The following is a 17,043-nucleotide window of genomic DNA, read 5'->3' as shown; positions in this document are numbered from 1 at the left end:
GAACGGTCACAGCAGCTTCACCAACAGGGGCGCGGCGAACAGATTGAGCAGGCCGGTCAGGACCATGACCAGGCCGGCCACCGAGCCTTCTTCACCCCCGACTTCCCGAGCGCGGCTCACCCCGGCACCGTGGGCGCCCACGCCAAACAGCGCGCCACGGGCCAACGGGGTACGCAACGGTAGCCAGCGCAGCAGGATGCCGCCGAACAGCGCGCCGAGCACGCCTGTGACCATCACGAAGACCGCCGTCAATTCTGGCACCCCGCCCAGGTCCTGGGCTACCGGCATGGCGAACGGGGTGGTGATCGAACGCGGCAGCAGCGACACACTCACCGCCTCATCCAGTGCCAACCCATGGGCCAACGCCCAGGAGCTGCCGATCGAAGCCACGCTGCCGGCCAGCATGCCCAGCAGCAGCGCAGGCCAGTGCCGGGCGAGCAATGCACGCTGTTGCCAGATCGGCACGGCAAAGGCCACGGTCACAGGCCCCAGCACCCCCATCAGCCAATGGGTGTTGCGCGCGTACTCGGCATACGCGGTATGCAGCGGTACGGCCACGGCCAGCAACAGCGCAGGCACCAGGATCAACGGCGACAGCAGGTAACGCCCGGTACGCCGGTACAACCAACGGCTCCCCAGGTAGGCAAGCAGGGTGAAGACAAGCCAGAACAGCGACATCGGTTCAAGGTTCATGACGCAGCCTCCAACGGCACACCGCCTCGACCGTGAGCGCGGTGACCAGCATCACCAGCAGGGTGCTCAGGGCGATCACCAGCAGGATGCGCCCGCCCTCGTTGCGCAGTAGCGTGCCGTAGTCCAGCAGGCTCATCAGCGCGGGAATGAAAAACAGCAGCATCTCGGCCATCAGCCAAGCGGCGCCCAATTGCAGGGCCGCAGGCTTGAGCACGCCGCTGGCGAACAGCATCAGCAACAGCGCCAGGCCCATCACGCCACCAGGGATTGGCCAGCCGAGCCAAGCGGCGAGCTGGCCGCCGATCAGAAACAGCGCGAGCAGCACCGCCAGCTCCAGCACCAGGCGCAGGGTCTTGTTCAGTAATGTACGGTTCATGGGCGGGGCTTCCTCGGCAACGTCGCCATTGTAAAAGTCGCCCACCCACGCCAGAAGCGAATTGTTAGACTTGAAGCCATTCCACAATGGAATCGAAGCCATGGATTTCAAGCAACTGCGCAGCTTTATCGAAGTGGTCCATCGAGGCGGCTTCACCCAAGCGGCCAGCACCCTGCACATCAGCCAATCGGCAGTGAGCAAGCAGGTTGCCCAGCTCGAACACAGCATCGGCCAGCCGCTGCTGGAGCGCCACGGCTCGCAACTGCACCTGACCGCTGCCGGGCGCATCGTGCTGGAACGCGGTGAGCTGATGCTGCGCCAGCGCCAAGAGTTGCTGAACGAGCTTGACGACCTGGGCCAGATGGCCCGTGGCGAGCTGCGCCTGGGCCTGCCGCTGCTGGGCAGCGATGCGCTGTTCGCCGGGCTGTTCGCCGAGTACCGTCGGCGCTACCCCAACATCGCCATCCAGTTGCTCGAAGGCGGCAGTCGCATGGTCGAGCAGGCGGTGAACAGTGGCGAGCTGGAACTGGGCGGCAGCCTGACGCCCAGCGACCCGACCTTCGACTACCAACCGTTCTGCAACGAGCCGCTCGATGCCCTGTTGCCGGTCGATCACCCGCTGGCCGGCCTGCCCGAGGTGGCACTGGCACAGTTGGCCGACACGCCGTTCCTGCTCTATCAGCGCAGCTTCGTGCTCAATGACCGCTTGCTCAGCGCCTGTCAGCGCGAGGGCTTCACGCCCAAGGAAGGCGGCCGCAGCGGCCAGGCGGACTTTCTCGTGGCGCTGGTGGCAGCCGGCCAAGGGGTGGTGCTGTTGCCGGCTATCGTCGCGCGGGCACTAGAGCGCCCGGGGGTCGTGCGCTTGCCGTTGCGCGCGCCAGATGACCTGCGTTGGGACATCGCCTTCATCTGGCGCCGTGGGGCGTATCTGTCACGGGCGGCGCAGGCCTGGTTGGCCCTGTTGCAAGAAGCACGCTGAGGCGATGGCGCAGGGCAAGTCGGCGCGGCGCCTTGCCCTGCCACCGGCATCAGCCCTTGAGGGCTGCGGCGAACTCGGCCAACCAGGGTTCGGCATCGGTTTCCGGGGTGACGGTCTCGCTGGCGTCCAGACGCAGCATCGGCAGCACTTCCCGCACGCCCAGTTCAGCGAACAGCTCACGCAGTTGCTCGCCGCCCGCGCAGTAGGTGTCGCCGTAGCTCGCATCGCCCAGGGCGATCACCGCCCCCGGCAAGCCGCGCCAGGCGGCAGGCAGGGTGTCGCGTAGCGTGCTGTACAGCGGCATCAGGCTGTCGGGTAGCTCGCCCATGCCAGTGGTCGAGGTTACCGCCAGCAGCGCTTGCGGGGCGAAACCTTCCAGGTCCTGCTGGGTAGCACGGGCCGCGTGCCAGGCGTGCAAGCCGGCGGCGTTGAGCAGCGATTCGGCATGGCGGGCGACTTCTTCGGCGGTGCCGTACACCGAACCGGAAATAATGGCGACTTTCATCGGGAGAGCGTTCCGAAACTGAGTGAAAACGTAGGATACTAGCACTCAGCAGTGGCAAAAGGCCGCACTCCTCGAGCGCACCCGCGCCGAAGGCCTGCCATCAGCGGCGCGCGCCGCACCCGACCAATGACGGGAACCAATCGCGTTCACCGCGGTCCATCGCCGTGCCTCCATCGCCCTTTTCGATTGCCCATCGAGTTCGACCATGCAAGCAGACGCCCTTCTCTCTCAGGACGAGCTGGACTTCATCCAGGATATGCAGCACACCCCGCAGTTGAACCTGGCCGACCCAATGTCGAGCCTGTTGGTCAACGGCGACCGCCGCCTGAAAGATCTGCTCACCCGCCTGGTGGCCAACGAACACGTGACGTTGCAGGCCAACTTCAACAACCAACAAATCAGCTTCCCACTGCAATTGGTGGAAGATGAATTCCATGCCGTGCACCTGCAACTGGGCGCGCCCGATATCTACGAAGACGGCCCGATGCTGCGGCCCTGGCGCCTGTCGCTGGCGCAACCGTCGGCGCTGCTCGACGCGCATGGCCAGCCTAGCGCGCTGTGGGTGCGCGACATTTCGTTCAAAGGCGTGCGCCTGGAGCTGCGCGGTTTGTCCCAGGCGCCTTCGCGCTTCGACCTGCGCTTCGCCCCAGAAGGCATCCCGCCGATTGGCTTGAGTGGCACCCTGCGCCGACGTATCAGCAAAGACCTGGCCGCCTACGACCTGACCCCCAGCCCGGCCGAAGAGATCGAGCGCCTGCGCGACTATATCCTCCAGGCCCATCGCCAGGCCCACCCCGAGCTGCACGCGCAAGCCAACGTCTGACCCCCCCACGCCGACGAACAGCTACTGCAGCGCCGCCGAATCAGCGATAATCCTTGCCCGATTCTTGCAAGCAAGCTTGCGCCGCCCACCACCCCGGGCCGCACGCCAAAGGGGCCGGCTACCCGCCAGCCCCGTCGCCAGGAGATACACGATGTCTACCCATCCCGTCACCTTGATGGTGTCGCGCCGCGCTGCCCATGGCCGCTACCAGGACCTGCTGGCCTGGCTGCACGAAGGCGAGCAGCTGGCCACCGACTTCCCCGGCTACCTCGGCTCGGGCATCCTCGCCCCTCCCGCAGGCAGCGACGAATTCCAGATCATCTTCCGCTTTACCAGCGACCAGAGCATGCACACGTGGGAGCACTCAGCCTCGCGCCGGGCTTGGCTCAAGCGCGGTGACGGCCTGTTCGAAGGCCCCAAGACGCAGCGCGTCAGCGGTATCGACGACTGGTTCGGCACCGCTACGGTGCAAAAACCGCCACGCTGGAAGCAAGCCACGGCCATCTGGCTGGCGTTCTTCCCGGTCTCGCTGTTGTTCAACCTGCTGTTCGGCCATTGGCTGGGTGCCCTCGAACTAGTGCCACGGGTGCTGCTGAGTACGCTGGCGCTGACGCCGCTCATGGTGTACCTGTTCATCCCGCTGTCGACGCGGCTGCTGGCCGGCTGGCTGAACGCCGCACCCAAGCCACGCACGGCGCAGGCCCGCAAGGCTATCTAGTTCGGGTATGCTGGGGCATCCGCAAAAACGACAGACCGCCCCGAACATGAATAGCCCAATCCTCATCACCGGAGCCAGCCAGCGTGTCGGGCTGGCTCTGGCGCTGGAACTGGCAAACGCCGGCCATACGGTGGTCAGCGCCAGCCGTCACGTTCACGCCGACGCGGCGCACCCGAACATCCGGCAATTCCGGGCCGACCTGACCGTCGCCGCCGACCGCCAGGCCCTGATCGATCACCTGCACAGCCAGTACGACGGCCTACGCGCGGTGATCCACAACGCCTCGCTGTGGCTCGACGATGGCTTGGACAACCTGCAAACCATGTTCAGCCTGCACGTCGAAGCGCCCTACCACCTCAACCTCGCCCTGGGCGAATTGTTGAACCGCGTGGACAAGGCCGACATCATCCATATCTGCGACGAGACCTCCTCGCGCGGCAGCAAGAGCCACATCGGCTACGCCGCGACCAAGGCGGCGCTACAGAACATGGTGCTGTCGTTCGCCGAAAAGTACGCGCCGAAGGTCCGGGTCAACGGTATCCTGCCTGGCCTGCTGATCCTCAAGGAGGGCGGTGACGAGCACTACCGCCGCCAGACCTTGCAAAAAGCCCTGCTGGAATTCGAACCCGGCGCCCGCCCCCTGATCGACGCCGTGCTGTTCCTGCTCGACAGTCAGTACAGCACCGGCAGCCAGGTGGTCATCAACGGTGGCCGCCACCTGAAGAACCGCATGACCTGAGAGACGCCCCATGACTCCACAACAACAGCTCGAACTCGAAGCCGCCGCGTTCCGGCGCCTGGTCGACCACCTGCAAAAGCGCACCGACGTGCAGAACATCGACCTGATGAACCTCTCCGGCTTCTGCCGCAACTGCCTGTCCAAGTGGTACAAGGCTGCCGCCGACGAGCGCCAGCTTGAACTGAGCCTGGATGACGCCCGTGAAGCGGTGTACGGCATGCCTTACGCCGAGTGGAAAGCCCAATACCAGAAAGAAGCCAGCGCCGAGCAACAGGCGGCGTTCGAAAAAGGAAAACCTCAGTGACCGATCTGAACACCCTGCGCCGCAGCCTCGCCAGTGGCGAACACGTCTTCGCCGACACCCTGGCGTTCGTGGCCGCGCACTACAGCTACCAACCCCAGGCCTTCGACAACGGCGAAGTGCACAACGCCGCCGGGCAGAACGAAGGGTCGTGCAAGACCCTGGGCCTGGCCCTGCTGGAAGGCCTGAGCGACCAGGAAGCCCTGCTGGCGTTCGGCGAGCACTACCGCAGCGTGCTGGCCACGCCCGAGGGTAGCGACCACGGCAACATCCGTGCGCTGATCAAGCATGGGCTGGCGGGCGTGAAGTTCGCCGCGCAGCCATTGACGCGTCTGGCATAAGACGGCTGGGGCCGCTTTGCGGCCCTTTCAGCTAATCACCGTACCCGGCACATCTGCCGCCAACCTCCCCTCCCGCAACCAGCCCAGCGCAATCGGCCACAAACGGTCGCGAAAGCGATCGTGGAAAAACGCGAAGTGCCCGATCTCGCCGACCGAGATATCCACAGGCGCCACGCGCAAATGCCTGCGCTGAGCCCCGTGCACATAGGCCAGCAGACGCTCGGTCGCCGCCACCGTACCGAAGGGATCGTCAGTCAGGCTAAGCGCCAGGGTTGCCGCGCGCACCTGTGAAAACGGCAAGTGCTCAAGCTGCCGCCCGCTGGGCCGGTGTTCGTAGCGCGGCGTGGGCGTGCTCCAGTCGCGCACAACGCCCGCAGGCGTGTCCTCCAGCCAGCCCAGGCGCTTGCCGGGAAAATACCCGAACATGCGGGTCAGCAACGGCATCAGCACGTGCCATTTGCCCACCAGGCGCCAACGCTGGTTCGCCGCGTAGTCGCGCCAGTAAGCGAACTGCGCCCCCACCAGCACCGCATGCTCGACCCGCGCCGCCGACGGCGCCAGCCCCAGCGCCCAGCCACCGAAGCTGTGCCCCACCACGTGCACGGGCTGGCCTGGGTATTGGGCAGCGGCCAGTTGCAGCATGGCTTCGAAATCCAACCGGCCCCAGTCGCTCCAGGACGCCTGGAAACCGCGCAACGACGCCGGACGCGACTCGCCAATGCCACGGTAGTCGTAGGTCAGCACATCGAAGCCTTGGGCGAACAGGTAGTCGGCGAAACGCGCGTAGTAACGGCAGCGCACCGAGGTGGCGGCGTTGATGATCACCAGCGGGCGCTGGGGCGCGGGGGCAGTATGGCGCCAACGGAAACCGGCGAGGCTGTAGCCGTCGGCTGCGGTGTGGCGAAAGGGGGTGGCAGGCTGGGTATGGCTGCTCATGGCGCGCTCCCTGCGGGTATGCGCCTACGCTAGCAAAATTACTCTTGGCTGTACCGGCCAGACCGGCCAATGCTGTACCTGTAGGAGATTACCCAGCCCTTTGGGCCGCGCTGTCGCGCAGAGAACTGATTTCGCAAGCGCGCCGCGTACCCTGTGGGAGCGGCGGTTCGGCGCCCCGACTTGCCCGCGAAGAAGGTGACTCGGTGTATGGCACCGGCTTCGCCGGTGTTCGCGGGCAAGCCCGCTCCCACGCCCCCTGCTAAATCAAAAAGTTATGTGTAGTTCTATGAGAGCGGCCTTGTGCCGCGAAAGGGCTGCGAAGCGGCCCCGAGATCCCTGCCATGGCGTAGATCCTGGGCCTGCTGCGCAGCCCTTTCGCGGCACGAGGCCGCTCCTACACCGGCCGCGTTGCCTGAGGCAGCGGGCCGGTACAGGCCTCGGGCTTACAGCTCGATGCAGTCGAACTTCACGTCGGTGGCCACGTCTTCGTCGTAGTTGACGTCAGCGCGCTCGAAGCCGAACAGGTTGAGGAACTGCTTCTTGTAACCGGCGTAGTCGGTCAGCTCGAACAGGTTCTCGGTGGTCACCTGTGGCCACATGGCCTTGCAGGCGTCCTGCACGTCGTCACGCAGTTCCCAGTCGTCCAGGCGCAGGCGCGCCTTCTCGTCGACTTCGGCCGGGGCGCCGTCGGCGCGGTACATGCGGTCGCGGAACATGCGGTCGAGCTGGTCCTGGGTGCCTTCGTGGACACCCTTCTCCTGCATGATCTTGAACACCATCGACAGGTACAGCGGCATCACCGGAATGGCCGAGCTGGCCTGGGTGACCACCGACTTGAGCACCGCTACGTTGGCGCCACCCTTGATTTCGCCGGCCAGTTTCCGGTCCAGGCGCAGGGCGGTCTCGTCCAGGTCCTGCTTGGCCTGACCCAGGGCGCCGTGCCAGTAGATCGGCCAGGTGATTTCAGTGCCGATGTAGCTGAAGGCCACGGTGCGGGCGCCTTCGGCCAGCACGTCGGCGCCGGCCAGGGCATCGATCCACAGCTGCCAGTCCTGACCACCCATGACGGTGACGGTGTCGGCGATTTCCTGCTCGGTGGCCGGCTCGATGCTGGCCTCGATGATGGTGTCCTTGTTGGTGTCGATGGCGGTCGACTTGTACGGCTGACCGATCGGCTTGAGCGAGGAACGGATCAGTTCACCGGTCTGCGGCAGCTTGCGCACCGGCGAGGCCAGCGAGTAGATGACTAGGTCGACCTTGCCGCCCATTTCGTTCTTGATCAGCTCGATGACCTTGGCGCGGGCTTCGTCGGAGAACGCGTCGCCGTTGATCGACTTGCTGTACAGGCCTTCAGCCTTGGCGAACTTGTCGAAAGCTGCGGCGTTGTACCAGCCGGCGGTACCGGCTTTGGTCTCGGTGCCCGGCTTTTCGAAGAACACGCCCAGGGTGTCGGCCTTGAAGCCGAACGCGGCGGTGATACGTGCAGCCAGGCCGTAGCCGCTGGAAGCACCGATCACCAGGACTTTCTTCGGACCATCTTCGCGCACGCCCAGCTTGCGGGTGGCTTCGATCTGGTCACGGACGTTGAGCTCGCAGCCCTTCGGGTGAGTCGTGGTGCAGATGAAACCGCGAACCTTGGGATGAATGATGGCCAATGTCTGTACCTCGTCAGGTTTAGGCTGAGCAAGCGCCCGCATAAGGGGCGTTTGCGTTTGATCTGGAGGGTGAGACTACCCCCGGACGTTATCCGACACATATTACGGGGTGAGGCCTGCGATGCAAAACCGCCCTGCGCTATGCGCCTGCCGGGCGGCGCACCCCAGGCGCCCGACTCAACCGCCACAGCCGGCAGGTCTCTCCCCGCCCAGCCACGCGCTCAACTGCACCGGCGCCAGGTGCACCAAGCCCGTGGCGGTCTCGCACACCGGCTGAATGAAGTTGTCACTGAACAACAGCTTGCCCTGGACGAAGTGCTCATCCTTGCGCAGGTTGGGGTTGTCGATGCGCGTGCCCAGGCGCGCCGCCAGCCACTTGCCAATTTCGTAATGGCTGACCCAGCGCTCGGCGCTCAGCGCCGCCATTGCCTGGCCCGGAGCGTCACGGCTGAGGACGATCACCGGCACGTCGCTGACCTCAGGCACCAGGTCGTTGTGGCCCCACTTGCCGTCCTCGCCCAGGCGCTGACCGTGGTCACCGGTGATCACCAGGTAGCGCTCGCCTTCGAGCCGGTCGAAACGTGCGATCACCTCCTCCAGCAGGCCGTCCAGGTAGTGGATCGAATTGTCGTAGGCATTGGCCTGCCCTTGAGGGCCTTGGTCCGGCCAGGGCGCCTGGCCCGGCTGATGGGTGTAGTTCTGCGCGTAGGGCAGGTGCGCGGTACGCAGGTTGAGCACCACGAAATTGCGCGCGGCAAAGCGCTGCTGGTCGAGGATATCCAGCAAGGCGTGGTCCTGGCGCTTGAGAAAGCGCAGCGGATGATCCTCGCGGGTAATCGACACATCCAGGTAGCGGCTGCCCAGGTGCGCCAGCAGGCGCGATTCCTGGGACGAAATCCAGTAAGTGCGCAGGCCGGCCTGACGGGCGAAGCGGAACAGGTTGACGTGACCGTCGCGCAACAGATGGTCCTGACCCGGCTCACGGATCGGGTTCAGCAGGTACGGCAGGCTCACGTCAGTCGCCACACCGGCCGCCACGCCAGGGCGCACCAAGGCGCTGGGGTGACGGCTCAGGTACTGCGACAGGCGTGGCGTGGTCTGCCGGGCATAGCCATACACCCCCATGCGCTCGCTGCGCAGCGAATCGGCCACCACCAGCCAGACATGCCGCGCACTGCTGGGGATGGAGTTGAGCCGGTAGGCGGCGAACGGCGCTGCGGGCAACGCTGGCGGCGCACGCCAGGCCAGGCGCACGGCCCAGGCCGAGAAGGCGTTGAGGCTGTTGTGCAGCCCGCTACGGCTGGGGCCGGGGGTGAAGGAATCCAGATTGCGATACGTGGCGCGGTAGGGCTTGGCCAACAGCACCACGGCGATCAGCACCAACGCCCAGCGGCTGGCCGGCAGCACCACCCGACCAGGCAAGTGCCAGTGCAGCCCGATCAGCACGGTGTAGGGCAGCAACACGCTCAGGGCTGCGTGCCAGTGCATGCCCAGGCTGTGCCGGGCGGTCTGCATCACCTCGCCCGGCTCGCGCAGCAGGCTGTGGATATCCAGGGCGCTGAGCGGCTCACCGAAGAAGCTGATATTGCCCAACTGCAACAACTGCATGCCGGCGAACCCCAGCAGCACAGCCACGACCACGCCGCGCAGGTTGCACAGCCACAGGGCCAGGCAAAATGCCCACAGCCCGGCGACCCAACCGGCCTCCAACTCGGCGCGGTTGTTGCCGCCGAACAGTTGCTGGATGAAGTCGTCGGCCAGCAGCAACACGCAGCTCAGGCTGGCCAGCGCGCACAGGCGCAACCAGGCCGCGCCGCGCGCAGGGGCCGGGCGCGAGATGAGGGACAGCAACATGGGGATTTCTCGCAGGTCAGGGGTCGTCGCGGTGGCGGCGCCGGCCAGTCATCATCGACAGCGGTAGGTTCTCGCGCAGGCGCAGGCTCTCTACCACGGCTGCCAGCAGGTGCACGCCGGCCAGCGCCAGCAAGCTATTGGCCAGCAGGCTGTGCAGGTCCATCGGCCAGTCGGCGCCCCACAGGGCATCGACTTCTTCAGCCAAAAAGCCGGTCAGTCCCAGGCCTGCGATGCAGACGAGCATCAGCACCATCACCAGGGCGCCCAGGGGCGAATGGCCTAGCCGATGATAAGGCTGGTTATGCAGCAACGCCTTGCAGTGAGCCGCCAGCCGCGCAGGGGTGGGCCAGAAGTCGGACCAGCGCGCACTGCGCGGCCCGACGAAACCCCAGACCACCCGCACCAGCAGGCAGCCCACGGCGTAGTAACCCAGCCACTGGTGCCAGTCCTCGCCTTCTTCATTGATGAAGTAGTTGGCGATGAACACACCGGCGAACGACCAGTGGCACACCCGCACCAGCGGGTCCCACAGGCGTACCGTGGCGGGCTGCATCAGTCTTCGATCTCAGTCTTCACGGCCTTGCCGCTGACCGGGTCGTGGTAGATCTCGACCTTGCGGCCATCCTTGTCCAAGCCGTAGATCTCGTAGCAGTTGCCCTGGGTGACCTTGAACTTTTTGATCTTGTAGCCTTGCTCCTTGAGCTTGGCCTGGAAGGCCTGCGAGTCTTGCCAGGTGCTTTTGTCAGCCGTGGTGCACTGGGTCGCGGCGAAGGCGCCCGTGCTGCCCAGCAGCAGGGCCAAAGCGAGGAATGTACGCATAGCGATGAACTCCGATTCAAACAGGTGGACCTGCACGATGCGTGGCCAGGCTTAATGGCAGCTTAGTAGGTCATGCCTGGTTACATTTCCCTTGGCGACAGGCTGCAAACTGGCCCCATCATGGCGCCTTCGACTGGAGGCCCCGAGGCATGCGCGTACTGTTGGTGGAAGATGACAAGGCCCTGGCGCAGGGTATCCGCACGGCCCTGCGCGGCGAGGGCTACACCCTGGACTGGCTGGTCGACGGCCTGGACGCACAGCGCGCCCTGAACGACGAGAACTTCGACCTGGTACTGCTTGACCTCGGCCTGCCCCGGCGCGACGGCCTCGACCTGTTGCGAACCCTGCGCGCCAGCCCCAGGCCCGATGTGCCAGTGCTGGTCCTGACAGCCCGCGACGCCACCCAGGACCGTATCCTGGGGCTGGATGCCGGCGCCGACGATTACCTGGTGAAACCCTTCGATGTGGACGAGTTGAAGGCGCGCATCCGCGCCCTTCTGCGGCGCAGCCAGGGCCGCGCGCAACCGCTGCTGGAGCATGCCGGGGTGAGCCTGGATCCGGCGCGTTTCGAAGTGCGCCACCATGGCCAGCCGGTGGCCCTGACGCCCATGGAATTCCAATTGCTGCACCAACTGCTGGCACGCCCCGGCACGGTGCTGACCCGCGAACGGCTGGGCGAGATGCTATACGGCTGGCACGAGAGCGGCCCCGGCAACACCCTCGAGGTGCTGGTACACAACCTGCGGCGCAAGCTGCACAGCGGGCTGATTCGCACCGTACGAGGCGTCGGCTATCTGGTCGAGGACACCCCATGAGCGCCATCCGCACGCGCATCCTGCTGCCGACCCTGCTGCTAGTGCTGGTGGGGAGCCTGGGTTTGGTGCTGAGCGTGCTGCGCGACAGCCACCGCGACATCGAGAACGTCTACGACGCCCAATTGGTGCAAGCGGCACGTGTGCTACAGGGGCTGTTCCGGGAGCTGCCCGCCACGCAGGACTGGCAGACCGTGCGCCAGGCGCTGGAGCAGGCCCTGGATCTGTCCAGCGGCGAGCTACTCAGCCACCCCTACGAGATCAACCTGGCATTCCAGGTGTGGCACAGCGACGGCCAGTTGCTGATGCGCTCAGCCGACGCGCCACCACTGGAGACGCCGCCTGCCGCCGGTGTGCACGACTTGATGTACCAGGGCCAGGACTGGTGCGGCGTGCTGCTCGAAGACCGCCAGCGCGGCCTGCTGATTTGGGTGGGCGAGCGCGACGACCTGCGCCAGGACCTGATCCAGCGCATCGCCGAGCAGGCCTTGACCCCAGCGCTGGTGGGCATCCCGCTGCTGGCGCTGGCCATCTGGCTGCTGCTGGGATGGGGCCTGCGGCCCCTGCGACGCCTGGCCCGGCACCTGCGCGCACGGCCGGTGGACAGCCTGGAGCCGCTGGCCTGCAGCGACCTGCCAGCGGAACTGGCGCCCATGGCCCAGGCCCTGAACCATCAATTGCTGCAATTGACCCGCCTGCTGGAACGCGAGCGGCGTTTCATCGCCGATGCCGCGCATGAGCTACGCACACCGCTGGCGGTACTGGCGATCCACGCCGGCAATGCGCGCCACGCCGCCAGCGATGCCGAGCGCGACGAATCGCTGGGGTTTCTCGAACAGGGCGTGGCGCGCGCCACCCGTCTGGCCAGCCAGTTGCTGACCATGGCCCGCTTGGAGCCCCAGGCCCTGACCCGCCAACGCGTATGCCTGGATGCCCTGGCCCGCGAGGAACTGGCGCAACTGACGCCGCTGGCGCTGCGCCGCGAGGTCGAGCTGGTGTTGGACGCGCCCGGCCCCTGCCCGCTGGATGCCGACCCCACAGCCGTGACCGTGATGCTGCAAAACCTGGTGGGCAATGCCTTGCAGTTCAGCCCGGCCGGCAGCGAGGTGAGCGTGGTGCTGCGCCGCCACGCGCAGTGGTTACACGTGCAGGTGCTGGACCAAGGTCCCGGGGTCGAAGCCGAACGCCTGGCGCGCCTGAGCGATCGTTTCTACAGCGCCAACAACCCACAGGGCGCCGGGCTGGGGCTGGCGGTCGTGGCGCTGGTGGTGGAGCAACTGGGCGGTGGGCTGGAATGCTTCAACCGCCGCGAAGGGGGCTTTGGCGTGCAGGTTCGCCTGCCGACCCGTGGCTGAGCGCGGCCCGTCCACAGGCCGGGATTGATTTGCAAATCCGATCAATCGCAAAGAAAAACAAACTTCTCAAATGAGCGCGGCACAGCGATGCTGTGCCGATCACGCTCGTATCCCGGAGAACAACCATGCACGAAGTCGTCATCGTCGCCGCCACCCGCACCGCCATCGGCAGCTTTCAAGGGGCCCTGGCCAACGTGTCGGCGGTAGACCTGGGCGCTGCGGTCATACGCCAACTGCTGGCCCAGACCCAACTGGACCCCGCCCAGGTTGACGAGGTGATCCTCGGCCAGGTGCTGACCGCCGGTGCCGGCCAGAACCCCGCGCGCCAGGCCGCCGTGAAGGCTGGCCTGCCGTTCGCAGTACCCGCACTGACCCTGAACAAGGTTTGCGGTTCGGGCCTCAAGGCCCTGCACCTGGCGGCCCAGGCGATTCGCTGCGGTGACGCCGAGGTGGTGATTGCTGGCGGCCAGGAGAACATGAGCCTGGCCCCCTACGTGATGCCCTCGGCGCGCAGCGGCCAGCGCATGGGCCACGGCCAGTTGGTCGACAGCATGATCAGCGATGGCCTGTGGGACGCGTTCAACGACTACCACATGGGCATCACCGCCGAAAACCTGGTAGACCAGTACCAGCTCACCCGCGAGCAGCAGGACGCCTTCGCCGCCGAGTCGCAACGCAAGGCGCTGGCGGCCATCGAGGGCGGGCGATTCAAAGCCGAGATCACCCCGATTCACATTGCGCAGAAAAAAGGCCAGACGCTGGTGTTCGACACCGACGAACAGCCACGCCCCGGCACCACCACAGAGTCCCTCGGCAAGCTGCGCGCCGCCTTCAAGCAAGACGGCAGCGTCACCGCTGGCAACGCTTCCAGCCTCAACGATGGCGCCGCCGCCGTGCTGCTGATGAGCGCCAGCAAGGCCAAGGCCCTGGGCCTGCCGGTACTGGCGAAGATCGCCGCCTACGCCAGCGCCGGGGTGGACCCGGCGATCATGGGCATCGGCCCGGTCTCGGCGACCCAGCGTTGCCTGGCCAAGGCGGGCTGGCAACTCGACGAGCTGGACCTGATCGAAGCCAACGAAGCCTTCGCCGCCCAGGCCCTGGCCGTGGGCAAGGCACTGCAATGGGATCCGAGCAAGGTCAACGTCAACGGCGGCGCGATTGCCCTGGGGCATCCGATTGGCGCGTCGGGCTGCCGGGTACTGGTGACCTTGCTGCACGAGATGATTCAGCGTGACGCGAAAAAAGGCCTGGCGACGCTGTGCATCGGTGGCGGTCAAGGAGTGGCGTTGGCAATCGAGCGCTGACCACTGCGGCCCTGTCGTGCGCCAACGACAGGGCCGATGCAGTGAAACGTCCAAGGTAGTACCCTGCCCGGCCTTGCCAGCTGCACTATCAGGCCTTGCCGTGGACAGAACGCAACTCGAACACCAGCAGATCCCCGTGTACTTCGCCGCCGTGGCCCTGGCCGCCGCCGTCGGCCTGCTAGCCCCAGCGGTGGCACAACCACTGGAGCGGCTGGTGACACCGGCAATCGCGGTACTGATGTACGCGATGTTCTTGCAGATCCCCTTCCTCGACCTGCGCGCAGGGCTGGGCAACCGGCGCTTCATGGGCGCGTTGCTGCTGGCCAACTTCGTGCTGGTGCCCGTGCTGGTCTGGGCAGGCACCCGCGTCTTGGTGGAGCACCCGGCGATCCTGCTGGGCGCGCTGCTGGTGCTGCTGACGCCGTGCATCGACTACGTGGTGGTGTTCACCCATATCGGCAAAGGCGCATCGCACCTGACCCTGGCGGCGACCCCGGTGTTACTGCTTATGCAACTGGCCCTGCTGCCGCTGTACCTGGCATGGATGCTCGGTGACGCTGGCCAGGTCGAGCTCTCGGTGGCGCCGTTCGTGGAAGCCTTCGTGCTGCTGATCGTGCTGCCGCTGCTGTTGGCCGTCGCCAGCAGCGCCGGGGCACGGCGCTCGACATGGGTAGCGCGGTGGAACGATGCCTGGGCCTGGCTGCCGGTGCCGGCCATGGCGCTGGTGCTGATGCTGGTGATCGGTTCACAGATCGGCGTGGTCGCCAGCCGCCTGGACGCGTTGCTGCCGGTGTTGCCGGTGTATGTGGGCTTCGCGTTGCTGGCACCATGGCTCGGGCTACTGGCGGCGCGGCTATTCGGGTTATCCACAGGCGAGGCGCGGGCCGTGACCTTCAGCGCTGCCACGCGTAATTCGCTGGTGGTGCTGCCATTGGCCTTGGCGCTGCCGGAGTCGGTTCGCGCGCTGGCGGCGGCGGCGGTCATTACCCAGACGCTGGTGGAGTTGGTGAGCGAGCTGGTCTACATCCGCGCGGTGCCGAGGTTGATTCGGCGCTAGGCGCTGCGCTCTCTGGGGGGGGGCGTGGTGCATAAGCAGGCGACGCGGTGTTTGCGGGACAAGCCCGCCCTCATAGAGCTACACATAACTTGTTGATTTAGAAGGAATTTGTTGGAGCGAGCTTGCCGGAGTGCCGGACCACCGCGAACACCGGCAAAGCCGGTGCCATACACCGAGTCGCCTGCTTCGCGGGCAAGTCGGGGCGCCGAACCGCCGCTCCCACAGGGTACGCGGAGCGCTTGCGAAATCAGTTCTCTGCGCGACAGCGCAGCCCAAAGGGCTGGGTGATCTCCTACAGGGGTGGTGTTGGATTTGGGCTTTGCTCGGCGGGTTCAGTGGCGCAGAGTTGCACGCGCCACTGGCCGTAATGGCTGAAACGCACCTGCGCCAGCGGCCTGACATCAATGCGATGAAAGCTCTCCAGCGCTGCGCCGAGGGCATGCAGCATGGCGGCGCGCATGACCATCGGGTGGGTCACCGCAATCCACTCACCCGGCGCCAACGCGCTGTCCATCCAATGCGCAACCCGCACGCACAATGCCGCCACGGACTCTCCACCATGGGGCGCGGCATGCGGGTCGCTCATCCAGGCCTGCAACGCCGCCTGCGGCAACTGCTTGAGCGCCAGCCCTCGCCAACGCCCCAGGTCACAATCACGCAGCCGCTCATCGACACTCGCCTGGAGCTGCAAGCCCTGGGCCGTGGCCTGGGTGCGCAGCTCCGGGGCACACAGCCCCTGCGCCCTGGTGGATAACCCAGGCAACGGCATGACCGCTTCGTGCAACGGCTCAGCGTCGAGGGCAAAACGCCCAAGCCGCTGCGCCTCGGTCATGCCATGGCAGACGAGCGTCAGCTGGATCGCTTTCACGGTCGCGGCGGCTTAGCCCAGATGCCGCTTGAGTTCGGCGATGTGCTCCGGGCCAATGCCGCAGCAACCGCCAACCAAACTCGCACCACGCTGCTGCCAGTCACGCGCCCACGCCAGGTAGCCCGGTGGGTCGAGGTCTTCGCGCAGGGCATCCAAGCCATCGTTGGCGGTGGCTTCCTTGGGCTGCGGCGGGAAAGCGTTGGCGTAGGCGCCAATGGCGATATCGGCCGAGTGCTGTTCGATCACCGCGCGGGCAACCTCTACCGCGCCACCGATCACCTCCGGTTGGCTACAGTTGAACAGCACGGCATCAACACCCAGCTCGACCACCGCAGCGATGGCCTCGGCCACCGGCTCACCGGAGCGCAGGCGCGGCGTGGCATCGACTTCTTCGTCTTGCAGGGTGAACGAGACCCAGAACGGCTTACCGTCCGCCGGCAGATGGGCGTGAATCGCACGCACCTCGGCAATCGAACTTTGCGTCTCGGCCAGCCACAGGTCGACGCTTGGCGCCAGGCCCTGCACCAGCGGCGTCACAACCTCGGTGACCCGCTCCGGCTCGAATAGATCGGGGCGATACGAGCCGAACAGCGGCGGCAACGACCCGGCAACCCGTACCGGCTGCGCGGCAGCATCGGCGGCTTTACGCGCCAGCTTGCCAGCCACATCCGCCAGTTGCCGCCCTTCGCGGGCAAAGCGCTCTTCGCCAATGTGAAACGGCACCACTGCGTAACTGTTGCTGGTAATGACCTCGGCACCGGCTGCGATAAACGCCGAATGCACGCCCACCACCGCCTCAGGCGCCTCGCTCAGGGCAAGCGCCGACCACTCGGGCTGGCGGAAAGGCGCACCGCTGCGTTGCAGCTCGCGCCCCATGCCGCCGTCTAGAATTACCATCGCTTGCTTTT

General features: G+C 66.1%; 20 protein-coding genes. 10 read left to right on the top strand and 10 right to left on the bottom strand.

The annotated features are described in order from the left end of the window. Positions 1 to 6: 6 nt before the first annotated feature. Complete coding sequence (locus tag ACNFIC_RS16225) at positions 7 to 693, bottom strand: LrgB family protein (RefSeq protein WP_138219752.1); 687 nt, start codon at positions 691 to 693, stop codon at positions 7 to 9. Continuing rightward, the gene (locus ACNFIC_RS16220; RefSeq protein WP_416781421.1) at positions 683 to 1,069 is read right to left on the bottom strand and encodes a CidA/LrgA family protein; all 387 of its coding nucleotides are present in this window, start codon (positions 1,067 to 1,069) and stop codon (positions 683 to 685) included. The genes ACNFIC_RS16225 and ACNFIC_RS16220 overlap by 11 nt, the downstream gene beginning before the upstream one ends. A gap of 100 nt (positions 1,070 to 1,169) precedes the next feature. On the opposite strand from ACNFIC_RS16220, the gene ACNFIC_RS16215 reads away from it, so the two are divergent. Then, on the top strand, positions 1,170 to 2,048 hold the full coding sequence (locus ACNFIC_RS16215) for a LysR family transcriptional regulator (protein WP_138219750.1): 879 nt from the start codon (positions 1,170 to 1,172) through the stop codon (positions 2,046 to 2,048). Positions 2,049 to 2,097: 49 nt separating this feature from the next. On the opposite strand, the gene ACNFIC_RS16210 is transcribed toward ACNFIC_RS16215, so the two are convergent. Continuing rightward, the gene (locus ACNFIC_RS16210) at positions 2,098 to 2,553 is read right to left on the bottom strand and encodes a flavodoxin (protein ID WP_138219749.1); all 456 of its coding nucleotides are present in this window, start codon (positions 2,551 to 2,553) and stop codon (positions 2,098 to 2,100) included. Between the two features lie 205 nt (positions 2,554 to 2,758). Here ACNFIC_RS16210 and ACNFIC_RS16205 point away from each other — a divergent pair, with 205 nt between their 5' ends. The 5 genes from ACNFIC_RS16205 to ACNFIC_RS16185 all read left to right on the top strand — a co-directional run bounded on the left by ACNFIC_RS16205 (position 2,759) and on the right by ACNFIC_RS16185 (position 5,475). Further along, positions 2,759 to 3,376, top strand: a complete 618-nt coding sequence (locus tag ACNFIC_RS16205) for a hypothetical protein (protein ID WP_138219748.1) — start codon at positions 2,759 to 2,761, stop codon at positions 3,374 to 3,376. Between the two features lie 151 nt (positions 3,377 to 3,527). Next, entirely contained in the window at positions 3,528 to 4,094 is a 567-nt protein-coding gene (locus ACNFIC_RS16200) for an antibiotic biosynthesis monooxygenase (protein ID WP_416781420.1), read from the top strand. A gap of 7 nt (positions 4,095 to 4,101) precedes the next feature. After that, positions 4,102 to 4,833 carry a dihydromonapterin reductase gene (gene folM / locus ACNFIC_RS16195; protein ID WP_416781419.1) on the top strand — a complete coding sequence of 244 codons (732 nt, stop codon included), beginning with the start codon at positions 4,102 to 4,104 and terminating at the stop codon, positions 4,831 to 4,833. Positions 4,834 to 4,843: 10 nt separating this feature from the next. Further along, entirely contained in the window at positions 4,844 to 5,137 is a 294-nt protein-coding gene (locus tag ACNFIC_RS16190) for a DUF1244 domain-containing protein (RefSeq protein ID WP_138219745.1), read from the top strand. Beyond that, entirely contained in the window at positions 5,134 to 5,475 is a 342-nt protein-coding gene (locus tag ACNFIC_RS16185) for a HopJ type III effector protein (protein ID WP_138219744.1), read from the top strand. Before ACNFIC_RS16190 ends, ACNFIC_RS16185 begins: the two co-directional genes overlap by 4 nt. 27 nt (positions 5,476 to 5,502) lie before the next feature. On the opposite strand, the gene ACNFIC_RS16180 is transcribed toward ACNFIC_RS16185, so the two are convergent. The 5 genes from ACNFIC_RS16180 to ACNFIC_RS16160 form a co-directional block, all read right to left on the bottom strand. After that, a complete protein-coding gene (locus tag ACNFIC_RS16180) occupies positions 5,503 to 6,411 on the bottom strand; it encodes an alpha/beta fold hydrolase (protein WP_416781418.1) in 909 nt (302 codons plus the stop codon). A gap of 443 nt (positions 6,412 to 6,854) precedes the next feature. Next, positions 6,855 to 8,066 (bottom strand): enoyl-ACP reductase FabV, encoded by a 1,212-nt coding sequence (gene fabV / locus ACNFIC_RS16175; protein WP_205884548.1) that lies wholly within the window; start codon positions 8,064 to 8,066, stop codon positions 6,855 to 6,857. Positions 8,067 to 8,243: 177 nt separating this feature from the next. Further along, on the bottom strand, positions 8,244 to 9,920 hold the full coding sequence (locus ACNFIC_RS16170) for a phosphoethanolamine transferase (RefSeq protein WP_416781417.1): 1,677 nt from the start codon (positions 9,918 to 9,920) through the stop codon (positions 8,244 to 8,246). Positions 9,921 to 9,936: 16 nt separating this feature from the next. Further along, positions 9,937 to 10,473 (bottom strand): cytochrome b/b6 domain-containing protein, encoded by a 537-nt coding sequence (locus ACNFIC_RS16165; protein ID WP_138219740.1) that lies wholly within the window; start codon positions 10,471 to 10,473, stop codon positions 9,937 to 9,939. Further along, positions 10,473 to 10,739 (bottom strand): PepSY domain-containing protein, encoded by a 267-nt coding sequence (locus ACNFIC_RS16160; RefSeq protein WP_416781416.1) that lies wholly within the window; start codon positions 10,737 to 10,739, stop codon positions 10,473 to 10,475. The genes ACNFIC_RS16165 and ACNFIC_RS16160 overlap by 1 nt, the downstream gene beginning before the upstream one ends. Positions 10,740 to 10,888: 149 nt before the next feature. Here ACNFIC_RS16160 and ACNFIC_RS16155 point away from each other — a divergent pair, with 149 nt between their 5' ends. The 4 genes from ACNFIC_RS16155 (at position 10,889) to ACNFIC_RS16140 (ending at position 15,267) form a co-directional block, all read left to right on the top strand. Continuing rightward, positions 10,889 to 11,554 (top strand): response regulator, encoded by a 666-nt coding sequence (locus ACNFIC_RS16155; RefSeq protein WP_416781415.1) that lies wholly within the window; start codon positions 10,889 to 10,891, stop codon positions 11,552 to 11,554. Continuing rightward, positions 11,551 to 12,906: an ATP-binding protein gene (locus ACNFIC_RS16150; RefSeq protein WP_416781414.1), complete on the top strand. Its 1,356-nt coding sequence runs from the start codon at positions 11,551 to 11,553 to the stop codon at positions 12,904 to 12,906. Before ACNFIC_RS16155 ends, ACNFIC_RS16150 begins: the two co-directional genes overlap by 4 nt. 125 nt (positions 12,907 to 13,031) lie before the next feature. Next, a complete protein-coding gene (locus ACNFIC_RS16145) occupies positions 13,032 to 14,210 on the top strand; it encodes an acetyl-CoA C-acetyltransferase (protein WP_138219736.1) in 1,179 nt (392 codons plus the stop codon). A gap of 100 nt (positions 14,211 to 14,310) precedes the next feature. Further along, positions 14,311 to 15,267, top strand: coding sequence for an arsenic resistance protein (locus ACNFIC_RS16140; RefSeq protein WP_138219735.1), 957 nt, complete (start codon positions 14,311 to 14,313; stop codon positions 15,265 to 15,267). A gap of 292 nt (positions 15,268 to 15,559) precedes the next feature. Here ACNFIC_RS16140 and ACNFIC_RS16135 read toward each other — a convergent pair whose 3' ends face one another. Beyond that, a complete protein-coding gene (locus ACNFIC_RS16135) occupies positions 15,560 to 16,135 on the bottom strand; it encodes a histidine phosphatase family protein (RefSeq protein ID WP_416781413.1) in 576 nt (191 codons plus the stop codon). A 12-nt stretch (positions 16,136 to 16,147) separates the two neighbouring features. After that, a complete protein-coding gene (locus ACNFIC_RS16130) occupies positions 16,148 to 17,032 on the bottom strand; it encodes a homocysteine S-methyltransferase family protein (protein WP_416781412.1) in 885 nt (294 codons plus the stop codon). Positions 17,033 to 17,043: the final 11 nt, after the last annotated feature.

It is taken from the genome of Pseudomonas sp. NY15463, from assembly GCF_048068415.1.
Taxonomy (GTDB): Bacteria; Pseudomonadota; Gammaproteobacteria; order Pseudomonadales; family Pseudomonadaceae; genus Aquipseudomonas; species Aquipseudomonas mosselii_C.
Note: the sequence above shows the minus strand (reverse complement) of the source record. Positions and strands in the feature narration are given on the sequence as shown.

Excerpts from the sequence above, each read along its gene's own strand:
- ACNFIC_RS16145 (WP_138219736.1), top strand. The coding sequence starts at position 13,032 with ATGCACGAAGTCGTCATCGTCGCCGCCACCCGCACCGCCATCGGCAGC.
- ACNFIC_RS16160 (WP_416781416.1), bottom strand. The coding sequence starts at position 10,739 with ATGCGTACATTCCTCGCTTTGGCCCTGCTGCTGGGCAGCACGGGCGCC.
- ACNFIC_RS16210 (WP_138219749.1), bottom strand. The coding sequence starts at position 2,553 with ATGAAAGTCGCCATTATTTCCGGTTCGGTGTACGGCACCGCCGAAGAA.
- ACNFIC_RS16170 (WP_416781417.1), bottom strand. The coding sequence starts at position 9,920 with ATGTTGCTGTCCCTCATCTCGCGCCCGGCCCCTGCGCGCGGCGCGGCC.
- ACNFIC_RS16205 (WP_138219748.1), top strand. The coding sequence starts at position 2,759 with ATGCAAGCAGACGCCCTTCTCTCTCAGGACGAGCTGGACTTCATCCAG.
- ACNFIC_RS16220 (WP_416781421.1), bottom strand. The coding sequence starts at position 1,069 with ATGAACCGTACATTACTGAACAAGACCCTGCGCCTGGTGCTGGAGCTG.
- ACNFIC_RS16215 (WP_138219750.1), top strand. The coding sequence starts at position 1,170 with ATGGATTTCAAGCAACTGCGCAGCTTTATCGAAGTGGTCCATCGAGGC.
- ACNFIC_RS16200 (WP_416781420.1), top strand. The coding sequence starts at position 3,528 with ATGTCTACCCATCCCGTCACCTTGATGGTGTCGCGCCGCGCTGCCCAT.
- ACNFIC_RS16150 (WP_416781414.1), top strand. The coding sequence starts at position 11,551 with ATGAGCGCCATCCGCACGCGCATCCTGCTGCCGACCCTGCTGCTAGTG.
- ACNFIC_RS16180 (WP_416781418.1), bottom strand. The coding sequence starts at position 6,411 with ATGAGCAGCCATACCCAGCCTGCCACCCCCTTTCGCCACACCGCAGCC.
- folM (WP_416781419.1), top strand. The coding sequence starts at position 4,102 with ATGCTGGGGCATCCGCAAAAACGACAGACCGCCCCGAACATGAATAGC.
- ACNFIC_RS16155 (WP_416781415.1), top strand. The coding sequence starts at position 10,889 with ATGCGCGTACTGTTGGTGGAAGATGACAAGGCCCTGGCGCAGGGTATC.
- ACNFIC_RS16190 (WP_138219745.1), top strand. The coding sequence starts at position 4,844 with ATGACTCCACAACAACAGCTCGAACTCGAAGCCGCCGCGTTCCGGCGC.
- ACNFIC_RS16130 (WP_416781412.1), bottom strand. The coding sequence starts at position 17,032 with ATGGTAATTCTAGACGGCGGCATGGGGCGCGAGCTGCAACGCAGCGGT.
- ACNFIC_RS16225 (WP_138219752.1), bottom strand. The coding sequence starts at position 693 with ATGAACCTTGAACCGATGTCGCTGTTCTGGCTTGTCTTCACCCTGCTT.
- ACNFIC_RS16165 (WP_138219740.1), bottom strand. The coding sequence starts at position 10,473 with ATGCAGCCCGCCACGGTACGCCTGTGGGACCCGCTGGTGCGGGTGTGC.